20 protein-coding genes are annotated in these 22,929 nt (G+C 74.5%); 9 read left to right on the top strand and 11 right to left on the bottom strand.

Features of this window, described 5'->3' with window-relative positions; genetic code table 11:
* Position 1: 1 nt before the first annotated feature.
* On the bottom strand, positions 2–1,033 hold the full coding sequence (locus M8C17_RS06355; protein WP_252415450.1) for an ABC transporter substrate-binding protein: 1,032 nt from the start codon (positions 1,031–1,033) through the stop codon (positions 2–4).
* A gap of 246 nt (positions 1,034–1,279) precedes the next feature.
* Between M8C17_RS06355 and M8C17_RS06350 the strand changes: the two genes are divergently transcribed.
* The 5 genes from M8C17_RS06350 to M8C17_RS06330 are packed head-to-tail and all read left to right on the top strand — an operon-like array spanning position 1,280 to position 6,719.
* Positions 1,280–2,230 carry a FecCD family ABC transporter permease gene (locus M8C17_RS06350; protein WP_374557591.1) on the top strand — a complete coding sequence of 317 codons (951 nt, stop codon included), beginning with the start codon at positions 1,280–1,282 and terminating at the stop codon, positions 2,228–2,230.
* Positions 2,227–3,255, top strand: coding sequence for an iron chelate uptake ABC transporter family permease subunit (locus M8C17_RS06345; RefSeq protein ID WP_252415449.1), 1,029 nt, complete (start codon positions 2,227–2,229; stop codon positions 3,253–3,255). Before M8C17_RS06350 ends, M8C17_RS06345 begins: the two co-directional genes overlap by 4 nt.
* A 29-nt stretch (positions 3,256–3,284) precedes the next feature.
* The gene (locus M8C17_RS06340) at positions 3,285–4,109 is read left to right on the top strand and encodes an ABC transporter ATP-binding protein (RefSeq protein WP_252415448.1); all 825 of its coding nucleotides are present in this window, start codon (positions 3,285–3,287) and stop codon (positions 4,107–4,109) included.
* Entirely contained in the window at positions 4,106–6,160 is a 2,055-nt protein-coding gene (locus M8C17_RS06335) for a penicillin acylase family protein (protein WP_252415447.1), read from the top strand. Before M8C17_RS06340 ends, M8C17_RS06335 begins: the two co-directional genes overlap by 4 nt.
* A complete protein-coding gene (locus tag M8C17_RS06330; protein WP_252415446.1) occupies positions 6,150–6,719 on the top strand; it encodes a GNAT family N-acetyltransferase in 570 nt (189 codons plus the stop codon). Before M8C17_RS06335 ends, M8C17_RS06330 begins: the two co-directional genes overlap by 11 nt.
* A 70-nt stretch (positions 6,720–6,789) precedes the next feature.
* On the opposite strand, the gene M8C17_RS06325 is transcribed toward M8C17_RS06330, so the two are convergent.
* The 5 genes from M8C17_RS06325 to M8C17_RS06305 all read right to left on the bottom strand — a co-directional run bounded on the left by M8C17_RS06325 (position 6,790) and on the right by M8C17_RS06305 (position 13,389).
* On the bottom strand, positions 6,790–10,506 hold the full coding sequence (locus tag M8C17_RS06325; protein WP_252415445.1) for a S8 family serine peptidase: 3,717 nt from the start codon (positions 10,504–10,506) through the stop codon (positions 6,790–6,792).
* Positions 10,507–10,623: 117 nt separating this feature from the next.
* The gene (locus M8C17_RS06320) at positions 10,624–11,241 is read right to left on the bottom strand and encodes a bifunctional 4-hydroxy-2-oxoglutarate aldolase/2-dehydro-3-deoxy-phosphogluconate aldolase (RefSeq protein ID WP_252415444.1); all 618 of its coding nucleotides are present in this window, start codon (positions 11,239–11,241) and stop codon (positions 10,624–10,626) included.
* Entirely contained in the window at positions 11,238–11,408 is a 171-nt protein-coding gene (locus M8C17_RS06315) for an IclR family transcriptional regulator C-terminal domain-containing protein (RefSeq protein ID WP_252415443.1), read from the bottom strand. Before M8C17_RS06315 ends, M8C17_RS06320 begins: the two co-directional genes overlap by 4 nt.
* Before the next feature lie 3 nt (positions 11,409–11,411).
* Positions 11,412–12,434 carry a sugar kinase gene (locus M8C17_RS06310; RefSeq protein WP_252415442.1) on the bottom strand — a complete coding sequence of 341 codons (1,023 nt, stop codon included), beginning with the start codon at positions 12,432–12,434 and terminating at the stop codon, positions 11,412–11,414.
* Positions 12,435–12,525: 91 nt separating this feature from the next.
* Entirely contained in the window at positions 12,526–13,389 is an 864-nt protein-coding gene (locus M8C17_RS06305) for a S1 family peptidase (RefSeq protein ID WP_252415441.1), read from the bottom strand.
* A 176-nt stretch (positions 13,390–13,565) separates the two neighbouring features.
* Here M8C17_RS06305 and M8C17_RS06300 point away from each other — a divergent pair, with 176 nt between their 5' ends.
* Positions 13,566–14,744, top strand: coding sequence for a low temperature requirement protein A (locus M8C17_RS06300; RefSeq protein WP_252415440.1), 1,179 nt, complete (start codon positions 13,566–13,568; stop codon positions 14,742–14,744).
* A 9-nt stretch (positions 14,745–14,753) separates the two neighbouring features.
* On the opposite strand, the gene M8C17_RS06295 is transcribed toward M8C17_RS06300, so the two are convergent.
* Entirely contained in the window at positions 14,754–15,326 is a 573-nt protein-coding gene (locus tag M8C17_RS06295) for a nucleosidase (protein ID WP_308209371.1), read from the bottom strand.
* A 199-nt stretch (positions 15,327–15,525) separates the two neighbouring features.
* Between M8C17_RS06295 and M8C17_RS06290 the strand changes: the two genes are divergently transcribed.
* Positions 15,526–15,966, top strand: a complete 441-nt coding sequence (locus M8C17_RS06290) for a Rieske (2Fe-2S) protein (RefSeq protein WP_252415438.1) — start codon at positions 15,526–15,528, stop codon at positions 15,964–15,966.
* 19 nt (positions 15,967–15,985) lie between these two features.
* Here M8C17_RS06290 and M8C17_RS06285 read toward each other — a convergent pair whose 3' ends face one another.
* The 3 genes from M8C17_RS06285 to M8C17_RS06275 all read right to left on the bottom strand — a co-directional run bounded on the left by M8C17_RS06285 (position 15,986) and on the right by M8C17_RS06275 (position 20,219).
* Positions 15,986–18,742, bottom strand: a complete 2,757-nt coding sequence (locus M8C17_RS06285) for an Hsp70 family protein (protein ID WP_252415437.1) — start codon at positions 18,740–18,742, stop codon at positions 15,986–15,988.
* A gap of 101 nt (positions 18,743–18,843) precedes the next feature.
* Positions 18,844–19,242: a hypothetical protein gene (locus M8C17_RS06280; protein ID WP_252415436.1), complete on the bottom strand. Its 399-nt coding sequence runs from the start codon at positions 19,240–19,242 to the stop codon at positions 18,844–18,846.
* Between the two features lie 302 nt (positions 19,243–19,544).
* Positions 19,545–20,219, bottom strand: coding sequence for an HNH endonuclease family protein (locus M8C17_RS06275; RefSeq protein ID WP_252415435.1), 675 nt, complete (start codon positions 20,217–20,219; stop codon positions 19,545–19,547).
* 249 nt (positions 20,220–20,468) lie between these two features.
* On the opposite strand from M8C17_RS06275, the gene M8C17_RS06270 reads away from it, so the two are divergent.
* Both M8C17_RS06270 and M8C17_RS06265 read left to right on the top strand, forming a co-directional pair.
* A complete protein-coding gene (locus M8C17_RS06270) occupies positions 20,469–21,161 on the top strand; it encodes a response regulator transcription factor (RefSeq protein ID WP_252415434.1) in 693 nt (230 codons plus the stop codon).
* Positions 21,154–22,167: a sensor histidine kinase KdpD gene (locus M8C17_RS06265; protein ID WP_252415433.1), complete on the top strand. Its 1,014-nt coding sequence runs from the start codon at positions 21,154–21,156 to the stop codon at positions 22,165–22,167. Before M8C17_RS06270 ends, M8C17_RS06265 begins: the two co-directional genes overlap by 8 nt.
* Positions 22,168–22,192: 25 nt before the next feature.
* Here the strand turns inward: M8C17_RS06265 and M8C17_RS06260 are convergent, their stop codons facing one another.
* Complete coding sequence (locus M8C17_RS06260; protein WP_374557588.1) at positions 22,193–22,903, bottom strand: methyltransferase domain-containing protein; 711 nt, start codon at positions 22,901–22,903, stop codon at positions 22,193–22,195.
* Positions 22,904–22,929: the final 26 nt, after the last annotated feature.

Below are 22,929 nucleotides of genomic sequence, written 5' to 3'. Positions count from 1 at the left end.
GTCAGCTGACCTTCTTCGCGTTCCGGATGGCGGTGGCGAGGTTCTCCAGCAGCGGCGCGGCGCCGGCGTACGAGAAGCGGGGCACCGCGTCCCACGGGGTCACCTGGTTGGCCTTGACCGCCGGCAGCTGCTGCCAGGTGGGCTTGGCGACGAGGTCCTTGGGCTGCAGGGCGGTGCTGCGGTTGTCCAGCAGGAGCAGGTCGGCCGGGAACTTGGCGGTGTTCTCCCAGCTGAGCGCCTCGAAGTAGTCGCCGGCTTCGAGCTTGGTGGGAACGACGATGTCGACGCCCAGCTCGGCGAAGTACATCAGGTCGGTGCTCACCTTGGGGTTGGAGACGTAGAACAGGTCGGGACTGCCGGAGCAGGCCATCACCTTGATGCCCGGGTTGGCCCTGACCGCCTGGCGGACCGCCTCGGAGGCGGCGTCGAAGCGGGCCTTCGCGTCGGTGACCTTCTTGGCGGACAGGTCCGCGCCGAGCGACTCGGCCAGTGCGGCGTACCGCTCGATCGGCTTGGTCATCGGCACCCGGGCGGTGGTGATCGCCACGCTCGGCGCCAACGGGAGGATCTTGGCCTTGCTCTCGTCCGGCACGTACCAGAGCGCGTCCGGGTCGTACATGTGGGTGACCAGCAGCTCGGGGCGCAGCGCCGCGTACTTCTCCAGGCTGAACTCGCCCCACACGTTGCCGAGGATCTCCACGGCCTCGACGTTCAGGTCACCGGCCTGCGGGTCGGCCGTGCCGTCGGCGCGCTTGGTCTCGCCGAACACGCCGACGATCTGCTTGTCGATGCCGAAATCGACCAGGGCCGCCGCAACGCCGGTGAAGGCCACCACGCGTGCCGGGCGGGCAGCCGCGTCGACCTTCTGGTTGCGGTCGTCGGTGAACGACCACGGGCCGCCTCCGTTGCCGGCGGCGGGCTTGGCGGCGTCGTCCTTGCCGCAGCCGGCGAGCAGGGCGGCCAGCGTGGCGGCGCCACCGGCGGCCAGCAGGCCACGGCGGGAGAGGCGACGGGCGGACAGGGCATCGGGCATGGTGTCGTCTTTCGATCAGGGGATGGCCGGGGTCGACCAGTAGCGGGGGTTAGGTTAGCCTAACCTCGCACGTTGTCAACAGCGGTACGTCGTGTCGCCACACCCCCGGAGCCCACACTGGACGCCACACCCTCCGTCACCGTCTCGGCGCGGCCCGTGCCGAGCGGGTCGGCGGCACCACCTTCCGGACCACCGCCGGCGCGGCGCGGTCGCCAGGCGGCCCGCGCCGCCGGCCTGGTCGCCGCCGTGGCGCTGCTCGGCGTGGTCCTCGTGCTCAGCATCGCGGTCGGCGCGAAGGCCATGCCGCTCGGCGACGTCTGGTCCGGGTTGCTGCACCGCGACGCCGCCGAGTACGCGGTGGTGCACCGGATGCGCCTGCCCCGCACCCTGCTCGGCCTGCTCGCCGGCGCGGCACTCGGTGTGGCCGGCGCCGTGATGCAGGCCCTCACCCGCAACCCGCTGGCCGACCCAGGGCTGCTCGGCATCAACGCCGGGGCGTCCGCCGCCGTCGCCACCGCCGCCGCGTTCCTGGGCGTCACGGCCATCGGCGGGTACGTCTGGTTCGCGCTGCTCGGCGCGGCGGTGGTCACCGCGCTGGTCTACGCCGTGGGCGGCGGGCGCGGGGCCACCCCGGCCCGCCTCGCGCTGGCCGGCGCGGCGCTGAACGCCACCCTCTACTCGTACGTGAGCGCCGTGATGCTGCTGGACACCGCCTCACTGGAGCGGCTGCGGTTCTGGACGGTCGGCTCACTGGCGAGCACGGACTCGGTGACCGTGACCCAGGTGGCGCCGTTCATCCTGGCCGGCCTGCTGGTCGCGCTCGCCACGGCCCGGCCGCTGAACGCCCTGGCGCTCGGCGACGACGCGGCACGGGCACTGGGCGCCCGACCCGCGCTGATCCGGGCCGCCGTGATCGTCGCGGTCACCCTGCTCTGCGGAGCGGCGACCGCCGCCTGCGGTCCGATCGTCTTCGTCGGGCTGCTGGTGCCGCACCTCGTCCGGGCCCTGACCGGCCCCGACCTGCGCTGGCTGCTGCCGTACTGCGCGGTGCTCTCGCCGGTGCTGCTGCTCGGCGCCGACGTGCTGGGCCGGGTGCTGGGCCGGCCGGGCGAACTCCAGGTCGGCATGGTGACCGCCGTGCTGGGCGGCCCGCTCTTCCTCTGGCTGGTCGCCCGCGGACGGGTGGCCCACCCATGACCGTCCTCCGTACACCCGGTGGGTTGTCGCTGCGGTTCCGCCCCCGCGCGCTGGCGGTCGGCGCCGGCGCCGCGCTGCTCGCGGCCGGGCTGGGCCTGGTGGCCGTGGGCAGCGGCGACTACCCGATGGGCCCGGCCGACGTGCTGCGGACGCTCACCGGCGGCGGCACCCCGGCGGAGCAGTTCATCGTGCAGGAGCTGCGGCTGCCCCGACTGGTCACCGCACTGCTGGTCGGCGCGGCGCTCGCGCTGGCCGGCACCGTGTTCCAGTCGCTGGTCCGCAACCCGCTCGGCAGCCCGGACATGCTCGGCTTCACCCAGGGCGCGTCGACCGGCGCGCTGGTGGTGGTCGTCCTCGGCGGCGGCAGCCTGGCCCTGGCCGGCGCGGCGGTGGCCGGCGGCCTCGGCACCGGCCTGTTGATCTACGCCCTCGCCTGGCGTCGCGGGGTGCACGGCTACCGGCTCATCCTGGTCGGCATCGGCGTCGCGGCGATCCTCACCGGCGTCAACGGCTACCTGCTGACCCGGGCGCCGCTGATGGACGCCGCCCGCGCGGTGCTCTGGCTCACCGGCAGCCTGGACGGGCGGGGCTGGGCCAACGCCGGCCCGCTGCTCGTCGTCACCGCCGTGCTGGCGCCACTGGTGCTCGTCGTCTGCGGTCCGGCGCTGCGGATGATGGAGCTGGGCGACGACACGGCGAGCGCCCTCGGTGTGCCGGTACGCCGGCTCCGCCTGGTCCTGCTCGCCGCGGCGGTGCTGCTCGTCTCGTTCGCGGCGGCCGCCGCCGGGCCGGTGTCGTTCGTGGCGCTGGTCGCACCGCACGTGACGAAGCGGCTGACCCGGGCGCCCGGCCCGAACCTGCTGCCGTCGATGGCGGTCGGCGCGGCGCTGCTGGTCGGCGCCGACCTGCTGGCCCAGCGCGCGTTCACCGGGCACCAGCTTCCGGTCGGTGTGGTGACCGGAGTGGTCGGCGGCGGCTACCTGGTCTGGCTGCTGGCCATGGAACGCCGGGCGGGTCGGCTGTGAACACCCGCGACGCCCTCGAAGGAGCACCCATGCACCCCGGCACCACCCGGCTCGGCGGCACCTCGCTGACCCTCGCCTACGACCGGCGCACCATCGCCGAGGACCTGACCGTGGCGGTGCCCGACCGGTCGTTCACCGTGATCATCGGCCCGAACGCGTGTGGCAAGTCGACCCTGCTGCGGGCGCTGTCCCGGATGCTGCGCCCGACCGTCGGCACGGTCCTGCTGGACGGCCGGGACATCCACGACCTGCCCGCCCGGAAGGTGGCCCGCACCCTCGGCCTGCTGCCGCAGTCGTCCATCGCACCCGACGGCATCAGCGTCGCCGAGCTGGTCGCCCGAGGCCGCTACCCACACCAGGGTCTGCTGCGGCAGTGGTCGCGCGAGGACGAGCGGGTGGTGGAGGAGTCGATGGCCGCCACCGGGGTCGACGACCTCGCCGACCGGCCGGTGGACGAGCTCTCCGGCGGCCAGCGGCAGCGGGTCTGGATCGCCATGGCGCTGGCCCAGCAGACCCCGCTGCTGCTCCTGGACGAGCCGACGACGTTCCTCGACATCGCCCACCAGATCGAGATCCTGGACCTCTGCGCCCGGCTGCACGAGGAGCAGGGGCGCACGCTGGTCGCGGTGCTGCACGACCTGAACCACGCGGCCCGCTACGCCACCCACCTGATCGCCATGCGCGACGGGCAGGTGGTGGCCGCCGGCGAGCCGGCGTCGGTGGTCACGGCCGACCTGGTGGCCGAGGTGTTCGGGCTGCCCTGCCGGGTGATCGACGACCCCGAGACCGGCACCCCGCTGGTCATCCCCGCCGCCCGGCGCCGCGCCACCGTGCCCGCCCCGGAGCCGGCGTGACCGCCGCCCGTTTCCGCGACCGGTGGGGCGTGCCGCACCTGCGGGCCGACGACCCGCTCGCCCTGGCGAGCGAGCAGGGTCGGGTGACCGCGTACGACCGGGCGTGGCAGATCGAGGTGGAACGGCACCGGGCCCAGGGCACCAGCGCCGCCTTCCTCGGTGCCGACGCGCTCGGCTGGGACCGGTTCGCCCGGCAGGTCCGGCTCGACGACACCGCCCGTCGCTGCCACGCCGCGCTCGACCCGGCGACCGCCGAGTGGGTGGCCGCGTACGTCGCCGGGGTCAACGAAGGTCTCGCCGCCGGGGCCGCCCGAGCGCCGGAGTTCGCGGCCACGGGCCTGACTCCCGGCGTGTGGCAGCCGTGGACGCCGCTGGCGGTCTGGCTGGGCCACCACATCCTGTTCGCCGGGTTCCCCGGCAAGCTCTGGCGCGAGCACGTGGCGCAGCGGCTCGGCGCCGACGCGGTCGACCTGTTCGCCACCGACGGGCCGGCCGTCGCCGGCAGCAACGGGTGGCTACTCGCCGCCGAGCGGACCGGCACCGGCGCGGCACTGCTCGCCGGCGACCCGCACCGGTTCATCGAGGATCCCGGCGTCTACCAGCAGATCCGGCTGGCCTGCCCGGAGTACGACGTGCTCGGGCTGGCGGTGCCGGGCGTGCCGGGCATCGCGCACTTCGGGCACACCGGCGCGGTGGCCTGGGCCATCACCAACGCGATGGCCGACTACCAGGACGTGTACGCCGAACGGCTGCGCCGGCACGGCCCGGTGGTGCAGGCGCTCGGCCCGGACGGCTGGCGACCCGCGCACGCCCACGTCGAGACGATCGAGGTGGCCGGTGCGGAGCCGGTCGAGGTCGAGGTGGTGGAGACCGCCCGGGGTCCGGTGATCGCCGGCGGGCCGGACGATCCGACCGCCATCAGCCTGCGCTACCCGCCTCGGGTCCGCGCCGCGCTCGGTTTCGCGGCGCTGCCGGAGCTGCTGCGCGCCCGCAGCGTGGCCGACGTGGACCGGGCACTGCGGCACTGGGTGGAGCCGGTCAACGTGGTGCAGGCGGCGGACACGGCCGGCGGGCTCCTGCACCGGGTCGCCGGCGCGGTGCCGGTGCGGCATCCGGAGAACGGCCGGCGGGTCGTCCCGGGCTGGGAGGCCGCGCACGCCTGGCGCGGCTGGTACGCGCCGCTGCCCCGGGCCGAGGTCGTCGGCCGCGCGGTGATGGCCAACGAACGGGGGCTGGCGGAGCCGCTCGGGGTCGAGTTCGCCCCGCCCCACCGGGCGCACCGGATCGCCGAGCTGCTCGACGCCGGTGCCGACTGGACGGCCGAGCGGATGACCGCCGTGCACACCGACACGCACCTCGGCTCGGCCGGCCCGCTGCTGGGCGCCCTGGCCGCGCTGACCGGGCTCGGTCCGGCCGCCTCCGCGCTGCGCGACCGCCTGCTGCGCTGGGACCGGCGGATGGCCGCCGACAGCACCGACGCCGCCGACTTCGCCATCCTGCGGGCGGCGGTCGTACGCCGGCTGGCCGCCCACCCGGCGCTGGCCGCGCTCGCCGAGCCGCCGGCGTACCCGGAGGTGTTCGCACCCTGGCTGGCGCTGACGCCGCGGGTCGGCTACGCGCTGGAGCACCTGCTCGGCGACGCCCGGCTTCCCGGCCTGGACGTGGCCGCGCTGGTGGGCGCGGCGGCCGAGGAGGTCGCGGACACGGCGAACGGACAGGTGCGCTGGGGTGACCTGCACCGGCTGGCGCCCTGGCGGGCGCTGCCCGATCCGGACGCCGGACCCGCCCCGAGCCTGGACGGCGACCACGACTGTGTGCTGGCCACGTCCAGCGTGCCGGGGGTCACGCACTGGTGCGCGCGCGGGCCGGCGGCCCGATTCGTGTGGGATCTGGCCCGGCGCCAGGACAGCCTCTGGGTGGTCCCGCTGGGCGCCAGCGGGGTGCCCGGCGACCCGCACCACGACGACCAGAGCCGCGCCTGGCTGGCCGGCGAACTGCTGCCGGTGACCACCGACTGGGACCAGCTCACCGAGGAGCGAGATGAGCGCTGACGCCACGGCCGACCGGCACCACTACCGGCGGGACGTCACCGGGTTCGGGGTGGTGACCATCCGGCCGGTACGGCCCGACGAGGACGCCGACCTGCTGCACGGCTGGGTCACGCAGGAGCGGGCCAGGTTCTGGGGGATGCGCGAGGCCAGCCGTGAGCGGGTGCACGAGATCTACGCGTACCTGGACTCGCTGGCGACCCACCACGCGTACCTGGTGCACCGTGATGGCGTGCCGGCGGCGCTGGCGCAGACCTACCAGCCGGAGGCGGACCCGGTCGGCGAGTGCTACGACGTACGCCCCGGCGACGTGGGCGTCCACCTGCTGATCGGGCCACCGGTGCGGGTCGAGCGCGGCTTCACCGGCGCGCTGTTCGGGGCGATCCTGGACTTCGTGTTCGCCGACCCGGGCCGGCTGCGGATCGTGATGGAGCCCGACGCCCGCAACGACAAGGTCCTCGATCGGCTGCGACGTACCGGTTTCCGGCCCGGTCCGCTGATCGACCTGCCGGGAAAACGCGCCCGACTGCACTTCCTCGACCGGCCCGCGGCGGCCGACTGACGCGGGAGGAGAACCGGCCGCCGGCCGGGGTACGCGAGGCACCCGGACCGGCGGCCGGCAGATCGCGGCGTCAGCGCAGGCCGAACGCCCGGTTGATGCTCTGGCTCACGGTGTTGCCGGCGGCGTCCCGCGCGGTGGTGCGCAGGCTGACGAAGCTGGCCCCGTCCGGTGCGGCCAGCGAGGTCCGCCAGCCGTCGCCGTCCCGGGTGAGCCGGGGCTTCTGCCAGGTCGCCCCGTCGTCGTAGGAGACCTCGACGGTCACCGCGCCGATCTTGCCCGTGATGCCGGGCAACTGGGAGGCGACCACGGTGAGCGGCGCCCGCCGCGACGCCCTGCCGTCCCGGTCGATGGCCACCCGGTAGTCCAGCTGGATCATCGGCAGCACCTCGGACGTCTCCGTCCCGGTTACCGCCGAGCTGAAGCCCCACTCGGTGCGGGTCTGCCGGGAGTACGGGTTGGTCCACGCCGCCCGGTCGTTCTCCACCACCAGCCGGTACGGCAGCCGCTGCTCAGCGAGGCCGGAGACCCGGAGGTACTCGGCGTTACCCCAGTTCAGCTCCTTGTCGCCCTGGTAGAGGGTGGTCCGGTTGACCATGTCGAAGTTGGCGTACGCCTCACCGATGTGGCCACCTCCGTCACCCCAGCCGGGCGCGGGCAGGTAGACGGTGTCCAGGTAGCGGACCGGCAGGTAGCCCAGCACGCCCATCCGGGGCCGCTGGATCGGCCCGAACCAGGTGGCCGTGCTCGGCCTGCCCGCCTGGTAGGTGGTCACGTCCATCGAGTGCTGACCGGTCTCGCCGGCGATGTGGGCGTCCTCGATCCACCTGGCGTCGGCGGTCACCCAGTCGGTACGCCGACCCTGCGCCCGGACGCTCACCAGGTTGCTCGACGCCCAGCCGCGCCAGATGTCGGTGCGGAACTCCAGCGCCTTGCCCGGTCGGTAGTTGCGGAACTCCACGTCCACCCGGGCCAACTGCCGGCTCGTGGGCCGGTAGGTGGGGTCGGCCGGCACCGCGCCGGTCCAGTGGTGCACCACGTCGTACAGGTACTCGGTCTCCGGGTGCGAGTCGACGGTCAGCCGCACCGGGCCGCGCTCCAGCGCGGCGATGAGCTGCCCGCCCTCGTCGGCGGTGAGCGTCGCCACGGTCACCGGGGCGGGGCTCTCCGGACTCCACGGAACCTCGTCCCAGGGCTGGAGCCGGCCGACGCCGTCGTTGACCACCAGCAGCAGCTTGGCGCCGGCCGTCGCGGCCGCCCGCGCCTGGGTGGCGATGTCCACGGTGTCGCTGCGCCGGACCACCACGGCCCGGTCCCGGACCGGCCTGCTGGCCAGCCCGGTCGCCGAGGCGTCGGGGGCGTAGACCGCGTCGAGCTTGTGCCGGCCGCCCGGCAGCGCCGGGGTCGCCCGCTTCACCAGCAGGTCGTCGTACGAACGCTCGCCTGAGGCGACGGTCAGCGCCGGCTGTTCCAGCCGCCACCGCGCGCCGAACTCGAACTCGCCGTCGGTGACCGGGCGGCCCGTCGGCAGCGCCCACATGCTGTCGTACGAGGCGTCGGGCAGCATCTGGCTCTCGGTGAGGCTCGCCCCGAAGGACCGGTGGATGTCCAGCCGCAGTGCGCTGGGGGTGGCCTCCTGGGGCACCTGGGCCCGCACCTGCCGGGCGGCCCGCGCGTCCAGGGTGACGGTGCGGTCCCGGTCCAGCGTGACGTCGGTGAAGCTGAGCAGGGCCATGCCCTTGGAGTGCGGCCCGTTCACGCCCCGCACGTCGGCGGCGATCCACCCGGTCCACGTCGCGACCGGCAGCCGCAGCGTGGCGGTGCCGCTCTCGGGCAGGTCCACGGCGGTGAACAGGCCGTCGGTGGTGAGGATGACCTTGCCGGCGAGGGGCTTGCCGTCCCGGTCCTTGGCGACCAGCGTCAGGTTCTGCCGCTGGCCCTCCTTGCTGGCGCCGATCAGGGTGCGACCGCGGACCGTACCGGCGCCGTCGGTGGCGATGATTGTGCCGCTGACCTGCCGTTCTACCGGGAGCCGGTCGTACGCGGCGGTCAGCGTCACGGCGGCGGTGCCGCCGGCCGGCACGGTGACGGTGTCGGCGGAGAGGGCGAAGAGGCCGGCCGGCGCGGTGGCCGCGTCAAGGGCCAGCTTCAGGGTGACCGGCGTGCCGCCGGTGTTGGTGTAGGTGACCTTCCGGTCGACGGTCAGCCCGGGCTGCTGCGGCCAGGCCTGGAAGCCGGAGTAGGCGCTCGGGGTGGCGAAGACGTTGGCGTGCACCGCGGCAACGGCGTCGACGCGGCCGGCACCGGCCTGGTACGGCGTGTACCCGGGGGTGGCCTTGACCGTGCTGACCAGCGCCTCCTTGATGCGCTGGCCGGTCCAGTCGGGGTGCGCGGCGGCGACCAGGGCGGCCGTGCCGGCGACGTGCGGCGTGGCCATCGAGGTGCCGCTCATCAGCGTGTAGTCCCCGGTGCCGCCCCGCACGAAGTGGGAGCGGGCGGCCAGGATGTCCACGCCGGGTGCGGTCAGCTCGGGCTTGAGCCCGCCGTCGCCGGCGCGCGGACCCTGGCTGGAGAAGTCGGCGAGGTGGTCGGTGGCGTCGACGGCGCCCACGGTGAGCGCGGAGTCGGCGGCGGCCGGGCTGCCGATGGAGTTGGGGCCGCCGTTGCCGGCGGCGACCACGAAGAGGGCGCCGGTCTCGGCGCTGAGCTGGTTGACCGCCTGGCTCAGCGGGTCGGTGCCGTCGGTGGCCTCGCCGCCGAGGCTGAGGTTGACGACGCGGGCCTTCTGGTCCCGGACCGCCCACTCCATGCCGGCGATGATCCAGGAGTTCTGGCCGCTGCCCTCGCTGTTGAGCACCTTGCCGATGTGCAGCCGGGCGCCGGGGGCGACGCCCCGCTCCGCGCCGGCGGACGCGGCGCCGGTCCCGGCGATCGTCGAGGCGACGTGCGTGCCGTGTCCCTTGTAGTCGAGCACGTCGGGCTCTTCGGGCACGAAGCTGCTGGTGCCGGTGATCTGCCCGGCGAGGTCCGGATGTTCGACGTCGGCACCGGAGTCGAGCACCGCGACGTCGACACCGGCGGCGGTGTTGCCCTCGGCCCAGACCGCCGGGGCACCGATCTGCGCGGTGGACTCGGTCAGGTCGGCGTGCACCCGGGCGTCCAGCCAGACCTTGGCGATGCCGTTGGCGAGGGTCGGGGTGCCGCCCGCGCGGCGGGCCGTGCTGGCGGTGAGCGCCGTCCAGAACTTCTCGGCGGTGGCACGCTGGCGGGTCAGCGCCGCGCCCCGCACGCTGTCCAGCGGCCGGACCAGCTCGGCCCCGTCCACGGTGGGCCGGGTGCGGTTGCGGGCAGCGGCGTCGGTCAGGGTGACGATCAGCGGCAGCCTGTCGGTGTGCGCGTCGTCGTAGCCGTCCGCGATGAGCTCGGTGACGTTGAACAGCTGCCGGTCCAGTACGCCGCCGGTGACGTACGGCAGCGCCTCGTCCGGGTAGACGTAGGTGTCGCCGTCGAGCACCGTGCGGTGGAAGCTCGACATGCTGCCGTTCGGCCGGCGGACGGTCGAGACGGTGCTGCCGTCGGCCGCGGTGGTGACGGTGACCGTGTCCCCGGTGATCAGGGTGACGGTGGCGGCGCGTCCGGCGGCGGCCGGGGGCTGGCCCGCCGGGCGGTCAGGGGTGTGCGGAGGGGCGGCGGACGCCCCTGTGCCGGGTGGGGTGAACCCGGCCGCCAGGGTGAGGGCGGCGCCGAGGGCGATCAGCCCGGACCGGCGGCGCCTGGAAGACAGAGCCAAGATGACCTCTTTGTGTCGAGGAGCGGTACGCAGCACAGCATCGGCGCAACGCCCGTCCCCGACTGCCGCCTCCCACCGACGCCTTTACGCCATGGCGCAAACCCGCCACCCCGGGCGTCAGCGGTTGGGCGCTCCGAGGGCGACCAGCTCGGCGAGTCGGTCCAGCTGGTCGGGGTCGGCCAGCGCCGAGCCGACGGCCACCACCCGTACGCCGGCGGCCAGGAACTCGCCGGCGTTGCCCGCGTCGAGGCCGCCGGTGGCGACGAAGCGCAGCTGCGGCAGCGGGCCGGCGACGGCCCGGAACCAGGCCGGGCCCAGGGAGATCGCGGGGAACGCCTTGAGCCAGGTGAGGCCGTGCCGCAGCGCCTGCTGCGCCTCGGTCGGGGTGGCCACGCCCGGCAGGTGGGGCAGGCCCCGCGCGGCGGCGGCGTCGGCGACCGCCAGGTCCAGGCCGGGCGCGACGGTGAAGGCGGCACCGGCGTCGGCCGCCGCGGTCACCTGCTCGATGCCGAGCACCGTGCCGGCGCCGACGATCCTGCCGCGCTCCGCGCCCGCCTCGACGGCGGCGCGCAGCGCCGGCACCGCGTCGGCGGTGGCCACCGGCACCTCCACCACGTCGATGCCGAGGTCCCAGGCCCTCCCGGCGAGCCGGACGGTCTCCGCCACCGGCAGGCCGCGCAGGATCGCCATCACCCGGGCGGCGCCGAAGACATGATCGAAGTCCAGTGTGGTCATGGTCCACTCCATCCGAGGTCGCGGGAGATCCGCTGCGTGGTGCTCAGCAGTCGGGGCAGCAGTCGTCGCAGGTCGGCGAGGGTGGCCACCACCGTCGGGGCGGTCACCGACACGGCCGCGGTCACCGCGCCGTCGACGTGCCGCACCGGGGCCGCCACGCAAGACATGCCTCAGACCTCTCTCGGGCCGGTCAGGTCCAGCGGTGACCAGGCGTCGGTGGGGGCGTCGAGCAGCCGATCGAACCAGGTCCACGGTGGCAGTGGGGCGTTGTCGCCGCTGCTGCCCAGCGCCTGCGCGGCGACCAGGTGACCGAGGCGCAGCCGGCGTACCGGATCGAGGCCGCGCAGCAGCCCGGCGAGGTAGCCGGCGGCGAAGGCGTCCCCGGCGCCGACCGGCTCGACGACCGTGACCCGGGGCGCCGGGACGAAGACCGGCTCGGCGTCGCGGCACAGGGCGGTGGCGCCCACCGCGCCGTCCTTGACCACCACCGTGTCCGGGCCCGGCAGCAGCCGGCGCACCGCCTCCGGATCGGTGGTGCCCCAGAGGGCGTCCGCCTCGTCCTGACCGACGAAGACCACATCACTGCGGTCGGCCAGGTCGCGCAGCACCGGCGCGGCCCGGTCGGCGGGCCAGAGCGGCGCCCGATGGTTGACGTCGAAGCTGATCAGCGCCCCCGGCAGCGGCCGGTCGGTCACGGCGTGCTCGACCAGCGCCCAACAGGTGGCGGAGAGCGCCGGGGTGATCCCGGACAGGTGCAGCACCCGGGCGCCGGCCAGCCGAGGGTCGGTCAGGTCGCTGGGATCCATCCGGGAGGCGGCCGACCCGGCGCGGTAGTAGTGCACGGCGGTCGCCGTCGGGCCCGGGTCCTTGACGTACAGCCCGGTGGGCGCGGTCGGGTCCACGGTGACCAGGTCGACGCGGACGCCGCCGGCGGCGACGTGCCGGACGACGGCCCGCCCGAACGGGTCGTCGCCGACCCGGCTCACCCAGGCGGCCCGGTGCCCGAGCCGGGCCAGGTAGCCGGCCACGTTGGACTCGGCGCCGCCGACCGAGACGGCGACCCGCTCGGCCTGCTCCAGTGGCTCGCCCGGCGCGGGACAGAGCACGACCATCGTCTCCCCCACCGTGGCCACCTCGACCGGCGGAGGGCCGGCCGGGGCGGTCGCGGGGTCGTGTCGGGGCTCGGGCGGCATGCACTCGTCCTCGCGGCGGGGTCCGGGGTGCCGCCGAGCCTAGGCCCGTTGCAGGGAACGGGCAACCGGTTGCGCCGAGCGCAACGACGGGTCAGGGCAGCGTCAGCCCGTGCGCGGCCAGCGCCTCCCCGATGGGCTGGTAGTAGGTGGTGCCGCCGGAGGTGCAGTTGCCGCTGCCGCCGGAGAGGATGCCGATGATCGTTCCGGTGGCCGCCACGTAGAGCGGTCCGCCGCTGTCGCCCGGCTCGGCGCAGATGTTGGTCCGGATCAGGCCGTAGACCACGCCGCCGGAGTAGTTGACGGTCTGGTTGAGCCCGGTGACACTGCCGCACCGCACCCCGGTGGTGGCGCCGCTGCGGCAGACGGCCTGACCGACGTACGCGCTGCCGGCGCCGTAGATGGTCAGCAGGCCGGGGTAGGTGTAGACGGCGCTGGGATGGGCGATCCGGCCGGTGTAGCGGATCACGCCGTAGTCGTTGTTGGGAAAGCTGGTCGCGGTACGGACGCCGAGCACGGTGGTCTGTGCGCTGTCGGCGTACCAGGAACTGGCAGCCGCGGTGCAGTGCCCGGCGGTGATCACGTAGTAGGTGGTGCCGCTGCGCACGTTGGCGCCGAGCGAGCAGCGGCCACCGCCGCCGTAGATGCCCTGCCCGCCGGCGATCAGGGTCCGCAGCGTTCCGGGCTCCCGGCGCAGCAGCGCGCCGGCGCGGTCGGCCACCGCCCGCAGTGCCGCCACCTCGGCGGGGGCCACGGTGTCATCGACGGTGATGGTCATCCGACCGGTGGCCGGGTCGAGGCCCCAGGCGGTGCCGGCAGTGCGTACCCCGGCCAGCGCGGCAGGGTCGGCGGTCCGCGGGGCGGGGGCGGCCCGGTCGGGGACGGCGGCCTGCGCCGCGCCGGGCGTGAGGAGCAGGAGGGCGGTCAGGACGAGGGCGACGAGCGGGGAGCGGCGCATCCGAGCCTCCGCAGAGATCGAGATATGTGGATGTCATCAAGCATCGCCCGTTGATCGGCGGCATGGCAACCTCCGGTCGGCCGCCGTGTGACCGGGATCGGCGGGAATCGCCGATCCAGGGACGCGCCGAGCCGGTGCCGCCGATAATCCTCGGAGGATGCGGCGGGAGGCCGGGCATGACCACGGGAGGCAGCACGGCGCTGGTACGCCGGCCGAACGGGTCGGCCCGGGCCACGCTGCTGGAGCTGCTCTTCGACGTCGTCTTCGTGGCCGCGCTCGCCATGGTCTCGAAGCTGATCGCCGAACGCGAGCCCTGGACCGGTGCCGGGCCGGTGCTCCTGACGCTGGCGGCGATCTGGTGGACCTGGTCGGTCACCTCCACGACAACCGAGTTCTACGACCCGGACCAGCGCCCGATCCAGGCCATCCTGATGGTCGCCATGGTGGGCTCGGTGGGGATGGCGGCCGCTCTGCCGATGCTGTCTGCCGGGCACGCCATGGTCTTCGCGATCGCTTACACCACCACGCACGTGGTGCGCGGCGTCGTCCTGGTCACCACGTTGCACCGACAGCGGCACCGGGCGGCCACGGAGCGGGCCACACGGTTCCTGTTCTGGTTCGTCGTCTCCGGCGTGCTCTGGATCACCGGAGCCCTGACCGGCACGCCGAACTGGGAATTCTGGACGGTCGCGATAGTGATCGACCTGGTCTCCGCAGCGGTTCGGTACCCGACGCCCGGGCTGGGCCGGGTGCCCCTCGAGCAGTACGACCGGACCACCGAGCACCTGGGCGAGCGGTACCAGCAGTTCATCATCCTGGCCCTCGGCGACATCATTCTGGTGCCCATTCTGGAAGTCAGCCGGATGGATCTCGACCGCCTCCGGCTCTCCGCCCTGCTCTGCGCCTTCGCCACCATGCTGCTGCTCTGGCAGATCTACGTCTTTCAGGCCGGCAAGTTGCTGAAGGCCGGGGCGGACACGCGCAAGGCGTCCCGGGTGGCTCCGTACACACATCTGGTGATGCTGACCGGCGTGATCGGCACGGCGGCCTCCTTCGACCTGGTCGCCGCACGACCGACCGGAGCGACGCCGGCGCGGTGGCTCGTGCTGATCATCGGTGGCCCGATGCTGTTCGTGCTCGGCCGCGTCCTGTTCACCTGGTTGGTGACCGCGGTCGTGCCGTGGCGGCGGTTGGTCTGGCAGTTGCTGCCGCTGCTGGTGCTGCCGTGGGCGGGCGGATGGCCGCCCCTGTCGGTCGCCGGGATCGTGGCGCTCGGGCTGGCCGGTCACATCCTGACCCCCGGCCACACCCCGGAGACCACGCCGGGCCTGCGACTGTGGCGGCCGGGCGAGTGACCCCGACCGTCAGGCGAGGTGACGGCCGGCCCAGTCGGCGAGGTCCCGGGCGCAGTCGTCCACCGACTCCCGCCACGTCCGGGCCGCACCCTCCCCCGCCTGGTCGCTGACCTGCTTGACCAGGCGGCACGGTACGCCGGCCTGACTGGCGGCCCAGGCGATCGCGTACCCCTCCATGTCGACCAGGTCTGCGCGCTGCGCCAACCGGTCCCGCGCCGCGTCGTCGGCCACGAACGTGTCGCCGGTGGCGAGCACCGCGCCCTCGGCGGCCAGCGGAAGCGGCGCGCCGTAGGTCTGGCCGGTGAGCGTGCGCAGCAGGGCGGTGTCCAGGTCGTGCTGGAGCACGGTGGCGACCTCGTGGATGCCGCCCCACCCGGGGCGCAGCGCGCCAGCGGTGCCCAGGTTGAGCACCAGGGCGGGGCGCGGCCCGGCCGCCAGCACCGCCGCCACCGCGCTGGCGGCGTTCACCTTGCCCATCCCGGTGAGCAGCACCGGCAGCTCCGGAGGGAGGTACCGCGCCTCCTCCTCGACAGCGAGTACCACCAGCGGACGATCGGCCCGGACCGAACCCCGAAGAATCACCGGAGCATCGTACGGGCCGCCCCGGCGGGCATCTGCGGCCCACCGCCGGCACCCAGCCGCCATTCAGCGTCGTCGCATCTGACGTTCAGCCGCGTGGGGCAGGCTGGTCCGGCGAACCACCGGACCTGTCCGGCCGCGCCGCCGCCGACCAGCGGCAGCGGCGCCCGGGACCACAGCGGTCCGGTCCGCCGACGGAGAGGTGACGACGGTGTACGACGGGCAGGACTTCCTCCGCGACAACCGCTGGTGCCTGAGCCGGAGGGCGCTGCTGACCGGGGCCGGCGCGGTCGGCGCCGCCGGACTTCTCAGCGCCTGCGGGGCCGGCGACACCCCGGCGGGCGGTGCGGCCGCCACGGCCGGCACCGTGCTGGCCCGTACCGGCGATGTCCCGGTCGGCGGTGGCACGGTGGTCGACGGCGTGCTGGTCGTGCAGCCCGAGGCCGGCACCTTCACGGCGTACGACGCGACCTGCCCGCACCAGGGCGTGCGGGTCGGCGCTCCCCGCGACGGGGTGATCACCTGTCCCGCGCACAACTCCACCTTCTCGGCCGGCGACGGCGCCCGGCTCGGCGGCCCCGCCACCCGGGGCCTGACGGAGATCCCCGTCCGGGTGGACGGCACCGACATCCTCCGCGCCTGACCTGACCCCCGGCGGGGGGTCAGTCGTTGGCGAAGCGATACACCACGAAGTCCTTCTCCGCCCCGCAGGCGATCACCCGGGTGTTCCACGAGCAGGACGCGCTGCGGACGTCCTGGAGTTCACCCAGCTCGTCGACCTCACCCGACTCGGCCCACACGCCGGCCAGGACCCGATTGTCCGCCACCGTGCTGGGCGCCTTGGCGAAGACCAGCACGTTGCCCTCGTCCAACCGGGCCGCCACCCCGCGACGGTCGCGCAGCACCGTCTTGCCAGAGGCGTCGAAGAGGCTGACCGTCGGCTCCGGGTACTCCCGCTGGCCGAGCAGTTGTTCACCGAGCGGAACGAGGCGGGTCACGCCCGGCGCCGGCCAGCGGCTCGGGCGCTCACCCTCGGTCGCCGCCACGACCTCGGTGCGGGCGGCGTCGCTGTCCGGCACCTCCAGCAGGCAGGCCCGCCGCTTGCCGCAGGCCACCAGCTCCTTCGGCCGACGCTGGTCGTCCCCGGCCCGGTAGAGCACCACCGGCTCCGCGTCGGAACCCAGGTCGTACGCCAGGAGCTGGTACCCGCCGTCGTTGGCGGCCACGTACAGCCGGTCCTCGTGCGCCACCAGCAGGTCGTCGAGGTCGGCGACACTCCCCCACTCGCGCAGCACGGCGCCGGACGACATGTCGAGCAGCCGCACCGACCGGTCCGCACCGACCTGCACCAGCCGCCGGTCCTCGCCCGTCCAGGGGTTGCGGGGCGTGCCGTCGAGGAACGCGGGACCACCGGACGCCTCATCACTGCCCACCGGTAGGACGACGGTACGGCCACCGCCGTACTGGTCACGGGGGTTGGGCCGGGTCCACTTGGCCCTGCCGTCGCTCAGCCGCAGCCCGACGAGCTGGCCGGCGTCCCGGTCCACCACCACCGCCGCGTCGTCGGCGAAGTAGACGTCGTCGTCACCACGGATCGCCCGGTGCCAGCGTTGGGTGCCCGAGCGGCCGTCCAGCACGGCGAGTTCCCGGGGGGTGCTGTCGCCCGGGGCGTCGGCGAGGACCGCGACCGCCCCCGGGACGGCGACCAACCCGGCCCAGTCCTCGGCGGTGACGGCGGTCTGCTTGCGCCACAGCTGGTCACCCGTGGCGGCGTCGACGCCCACCACCTCCAGGCGGTCGTCCGGCAGCGGGTACCCGAGATAGGCCCGGTCGCCGAGCACCGCCGTCCACATGCCCGCGGGCCGCTCGGCGCCGGCAGTGGGGCGGGACAGCTCAAGCAGCGACCGGAACTCCAGGTCCGGGTAGCGGTCCCGGGTGTAGTAGAGCGTCGCCGCGGTCACCACCCCGGCCAGGGCGAGCACCGCGCCGAGCACCACCCAGCGGGCCCGCCGCCAGCGCGGCCCGCTGGCCGGCGACGTGGACCCGCCGGGCAGGGTCGGGGGTACGCCCGCCGACCCCGGCACGGTCGGCGCGGCGGGACCCGACTTGGCCGGCACGGTCGGCGCGGTCTCGGGGGCGGGCGGCGTCGGCGCGAACGGCGTTCCGGCCGGTGAGACCGGCACCGGCGGCGTGGACGGGCCCGGCGGAGCCGGTGCGGGTACTCCGGCCGGTGCGGGCGGGGCGACGGGCGGTCCCGCGTACGCCGGCACCGCCAGCGGTCTGCGCAGCGGCAGGTCGGTCAGCGCGCCCTCGGCCACCGGCAACTCGGGCTGGTCCAGCACCGTCGGCGCCACCCCCAGCTCGGCGTGCAGCATGCGGGCCACCAGCGGGATCCGCGACGAGCCGCCGACCAGGAACAGCCCGGACAACTGGTCGGGGCTCAGCCCGGCTGCGGCGATCACCTCCCGGGCCCGATCCACCGCGCGGCGCAGCAGCGGCGTGGCCACCCGCTCCACGTCCGCCCGGGTCAGCCGCACGGCCTCGCCCACCCCGGGCACCGCGACCGGCGCCACGGTGGACCGGGAGAGGGTCTCCTTCGCGCCCCGGACCTCGTCCCACAGCCGGATCTGGTCGCGGCGCTGCGCCGCGTCCGCCGGGTGCAGCAGCCGGGCCCACAGCGCGGCGTGCCGGTCGCCGACCAGCTCACCGACCCGCTGGACCAGCGCGGCGTCGAGATCCAGGCCACCGAGGTCGGGCAGGCCGCCGTCGGCGACCACGCTGAAGCCGGAGTCACCCCACGGGTCGGCGCCCTCGTTGCGCAGCACGGCGACGTCCAGGGTCCCGCCACCGAAGTCGAACACCGCGATCGCGCCGCCGACCGGCACCGGCCGGTGCAGCACCTGCGTGTAGTAGCGGGCGGCGGCCACCGGCTCGCGCAGCAGTCGGGTGCCCGGCGGCGTCGGCCCGGCGAGGGTGTGCTCGGCGGCCTGCGGCCAGCCCGCCCGCATCAGCGCGTCGCCGAGCACCTGCCGCCGGGTCGCGTCCCAGGCAGCCGGGCAGGTGAGCACGGCCGGAGGAAGGAAGCCGACGCTGCTCACCGCGGCCCGCCCGACCGCCGCCAGCACCGCGGCGAGCAGCTCCGCCGGCGGGTACGGGCGGTCGCCGAGCAGCACCGCCGGGTCGTCCACCCGTCGTTTCGGGTTCGCCTCGAACCGGGCCGGGTCGGCCTGCGCCAGCCGTCGGGCGTCCCATCCGGCGTGCAGCGTGCCGTCCGGGTCGGCGTACACACCGGACGGACTGACCGGTTGACCATCCATGAGCAGCGGACGGGTCCGCCCATCAGGCCAGCGCAGCACCGCGACGGTGTTGGACGTACCGAGGTCGACGCCGAGAGCAAAACCCTCGTGCTGGCCTGCCATCTGCCCGATACCTCCGCCGCGACGAGGGAAACTCAGCCCCGCATCGTACGCAGCCGGTGCCCGGGCGCTGATCACTCGGTCAGTCGGCGACATCGAGCCCACTAGTCGGTGGAGTGCGCCACCGAACGCCAGGCGTCGAACGCCCAGCCGGGGTCGGCAGCGTCCGGGCTGGTGAAGAACGTCTCGACGTACGCGTCGTCGCGGAAGGTGTAGCCGTAGAGGGCGAAAGCGGCATCGCCGCTGCGGTGGTAGAGCCAGGCCGCCCGGTGCCCAACCCCGTCGCGGCCGCTCTCGGCCAGCTTTCCTGCCGGGTCCGGTGGCAGCTCCGCGTCGAGTGAGGCGATGATGTCGACCCCGTTGGCACAGCGCCACTCCGCTCCGGGGGCGACGTGCACCAGTCGACCCGGCGCCCGCCAGGTTGCGGCACCGTGTGTGGCCCGCTCTCGCGTCCAAGGACCGATCAGCTCGATCGACCAGCCATCACCGAGAGACCTTCGCACGGCCTCCAGTGTGACTCAACCGGTCCGCTACGGCCTGCACGTCGATGCTGGCGTCAGGCGAAACGCTGGATCCTGGCCTTCGGACGCTCGTTCCTCAGGTGGCCATGCCCGAAGCTCAACTCCGGCATGGAGTCCATCCCGTACCTCCTCGTAGCGCGGGATGCGACACCGGCCCGACGGCCGCCGTCACGTCCCACGCTACCGACCGGCGCCCCGCGTGATAAGAGACGCGCGTGGCACGGGCTTACCTGCCTGGAGCACGGTGAGGAGCCAACGAGCGCCGGCCGGGTGGCACGTGTTGGTCAGGAGGCGCAGGTGCTGAGCATGCTCTGCAGCGCGGACTTCTCGGAGGACTGGAGAGTGAGGCCCCAGTTGTACTTCACAGTGATCCACATCTTGCTGTAGGTGCAGCGGTAGGACGACAGCGACGGCTGCCACGTTGAGGGGTCCTGGTCCCCCTTGGCCTGGTTGACGTTGTCCGTCACCGCGATCAGTTGGGGGCGGGTGAGGTCGTTGGCGAAGCTCTGCCGACGGCTGGTGGTCCAGGAATTGGCTCCGGAGCGCCACGCCTCTGCGAGGGGCACGACGTGGTCGATGTCGACGTCGGAGGCCGCCGACCAGGTCGCGCCGTCGTACGGGCTGTACCAGCGGCCCGAAGTGGCCGCGCAGGAGCTGTCGACCACGACGGAGGTTCCGTCGCGCTTGAGGACCTGCTCGCGGGTGTTGCAACTACCGCTGACGGTGATCCAGTGCGGGAACAGGTCCCGCGAGTAACCGGCCGTCGACCCCTGCGCCGCCACCGTCAGCGCGTTGAGCTGCGACTGCGCCGTCGCCTTGGACGGAATGCCGGAGGGCGCGGCCGAAGCCGACTGCACGTTCGCGACGGTCAGGCAAGCCCCGGCGAGGGCTGCCAGGGCGATCGCTGCGGCGCGCCTTCTGGCGCGTGGAGTGGGAGTGGCGGAGGGCGTGGTCGGCATGAGCAGCCGCCTTTCGTCAGGGGGTGGACGGCAACCGTCTCTGACGATCATGTCAATCGATGGTCATGTCCATGAAGGGTGGCCGTCCGGCCATTGAGCATTCGGCATCGTGCTCCGTTGCTCTGACCGTCATCGACGGCGGCGGCAAGCTCCGGTCTGTCTGTCACCGCAGGACGTAAGAGGACCGCAAGATCTTCCGGATCGCTGACCGGCAGCGGTGCTGGCTAGGCTGACCCGGGGAGGTGGCCGGTGGCGCAGCGGGTGCTCGTGGTCGACGACGACCGGACCGTCAGCGACGTGGTCTGCCGCTACCTGGAGCACGCCGGCTACGACGTGAGCCACGTCGGGGACGGGCTGGCCGCGTTGGACGCCGTGCAGGAGCGCTCGCCGCACCTGGTGGTGCTGGACCTGATGCTGCCCGGGCTGGACGGGTTGCAGGTGTGCCGGCGGCTGCGGGAACGGCCGGACGGCGTACCGATCATCATGTTGACCGCGCGCGGCGACGAGGCGGATCGGGTGCTCGGCCTGCAACTGGGCGCGGACGACTACCTGGGCAAGCCGTTCTCGCCGCGCGAGTTGGTGCTGCGCGTCGGTTCGGTGCTGCGCCGGGCCGGGGAGCCGGCCGGGCCGGCGGCCGAGGTGCTGGTCGACGCCGGGTTGGAGGTGGCGACCGGACCCCGGACCGCCCGCCTGCACGGACGCGAGCTTGCGCTGACGCTGCGCGAGTTCGACCTGCTGGCGCACCTGATGCGGCACCCGAGTCGGGCGTTCCGGCGCGCCGAACTCCTCGACCGGGTGTGGGGCTGGAACTTCGGCGACCAGTCGACAGTGACCGTCCACGTGCGGCGCCTGCGGGAGAAGATCGAGGACGACCCGGCCGAGCCCCGGCGGATCGTCACCGTCTGGGGCGTCGGTTACCGGTACGAGCCGGCCGATGCGTGACCTGGCGCTGATCTTCGGCGCGGCGCTCGCGGCGGCGCTGGGCGTCGGCCTGGTCGGTGCGCTGACCCTGCGGCTGCTGCGCGACCGGTCGATCACGGTGCACGTCTGCGTCCTGCTCACCGTCACCGTGGCCGCCGTGGTGGCCGGGGTGGTGGTGGTCGCCCAGGCGATGTTCCTGTCCCCGCACGACCTCCAGGTCGTGCTGCTCACGGTGGCCGCGGCGGCGGTGGTAAGCCTCGGCGTCGGCTGGTACTTCGGGCGTCGGTTGGCCGTGGCCGCGGTGTGGGCGGACCAGGCCCGGGAGCGGGAACGGCGCGTCGAGAAGGGGCGCCGGGACCTGGTCGCCTGGGTGTCGCACGACCTGCGTACGCCGCTGGCCGGGCTGCGGGCGATGGCCGAGGCGCTGGAGGACCGGGTGGTCGACGACCCGGCGACGGTGGCCGAGTACCACCGGCGGATCCGCGCGCAGACCGACCGCATGACCCGCCTCGTGGACGACCTGTTCGAGCTGTCCCGGATCAACGCCGGGGCGCTGCGGCTCTCGCTGTCGGCGGTGCCGCTCGGCGAGGTGGTCTCCGACGCGTTGGCCGGCACCGCACCGCTGGCCGAGGCCCGCCGGATCCGCCTGGTGGCCGCCGAGTCGGGCTGGCCGACCGTGCTGGCCAGCGAGCCCGAGCTGGCCCGGGTGGTGGGCAACCTGCTGCTCAACGCGGTGCACTACACCCCGAGCGACGGCACCGTCCGGGTCGACGCCGGGTGCGAAAGCGACGCCGCGTGGTTGGCGGTCGCCGACACCTGCGGCGGCATCCCCGAGGACGACCTGCCCCGACTGTTCGATGTGGCGTTCCGGGGCGAACCGGCCCGCACGCCCCACACGGGCGGCGAGGGCTCCGGCGGGTTGGGGCTGGCGATCGTCCGAGGGCTGGTCGAGGCGCACGGCGGCCGGGTGGACGTGCAGAACATCGTCGGCGGCTGCCGCTTCGTGGTCCGCCTCCCGGCGGCCTGACCTGCGTCGACCCTTCCAGGGGCGGTCAGGGGCGGTCGGAGACGAGCGGGTGGACGGCGGTCAGCTCACCGAACCAGCGCCGACCCCGGCGGAACAGGTCCCGTACGACCAGGCCGGCAGCGGCGGCGACCGGATGGACGGCGTGCACGTCGAGTCGGGCCCACCGGAACGCCGGACCGAGGAACAGCCCGCCGGCCCGGTGCGCCGCGGCCACCCGGGCCTGGCCCTGCCACAGCCCGGGACCGGGCGGCTCCAGCTCCACCAGCACCGTGCCGCCGCAGGCGAGCAGCGTCCGGCACCGGCGCAGCAGCGCGACCGGTTCGCCGCCGATGCCGATGTTGCCGTCGATGAGCACCGCGTGCGACCAGCGGCCCTCGCCGGGCAGCGGGCCGAACAGATCGCGGTGCAGGGCGACCGCACCACGGGCACGGGTCAGCCGCACCGCCGCCGCGGAGACGTCCACCCCCACCGCCGTCAGACCGGACCGGGTCAGCGCCACGGTGAGCCGACCCGGCCCGCAGCCGAGGTCGAGGGTCGGTCCGCCGCAGCGGGCGACCACCCCGGCCACCGCCGGCTCGGCCCGGCCGTGCCAGCGATCCACCGGCAGCCGGCGACGGACACCGTCGCCGTGCACCAACCACCGCCCGCCGGCCGCCCGGTCCAGCGCGGCGGCGAACCCGTCGCCCTGCGCCGACCCGTCGCCGGCCCGGACCGGCGCCCCGACCGGAACAGCCAGCGGCGCACCCCGCGCCGAGTCGACCC

This window comes from Micromonospora sp. RHAY321 (assembly GCF_023896955.1).
GTDB lineage: Bacteria > Actinomycetota > Actinomycetes > Mycobacteriales > Micromonosporaceae > Micromonospora.
Note: the sequence above shows the minus strand (reverse complement) of the source record. Positions and strands in the feature narration are given on the sequence as shown.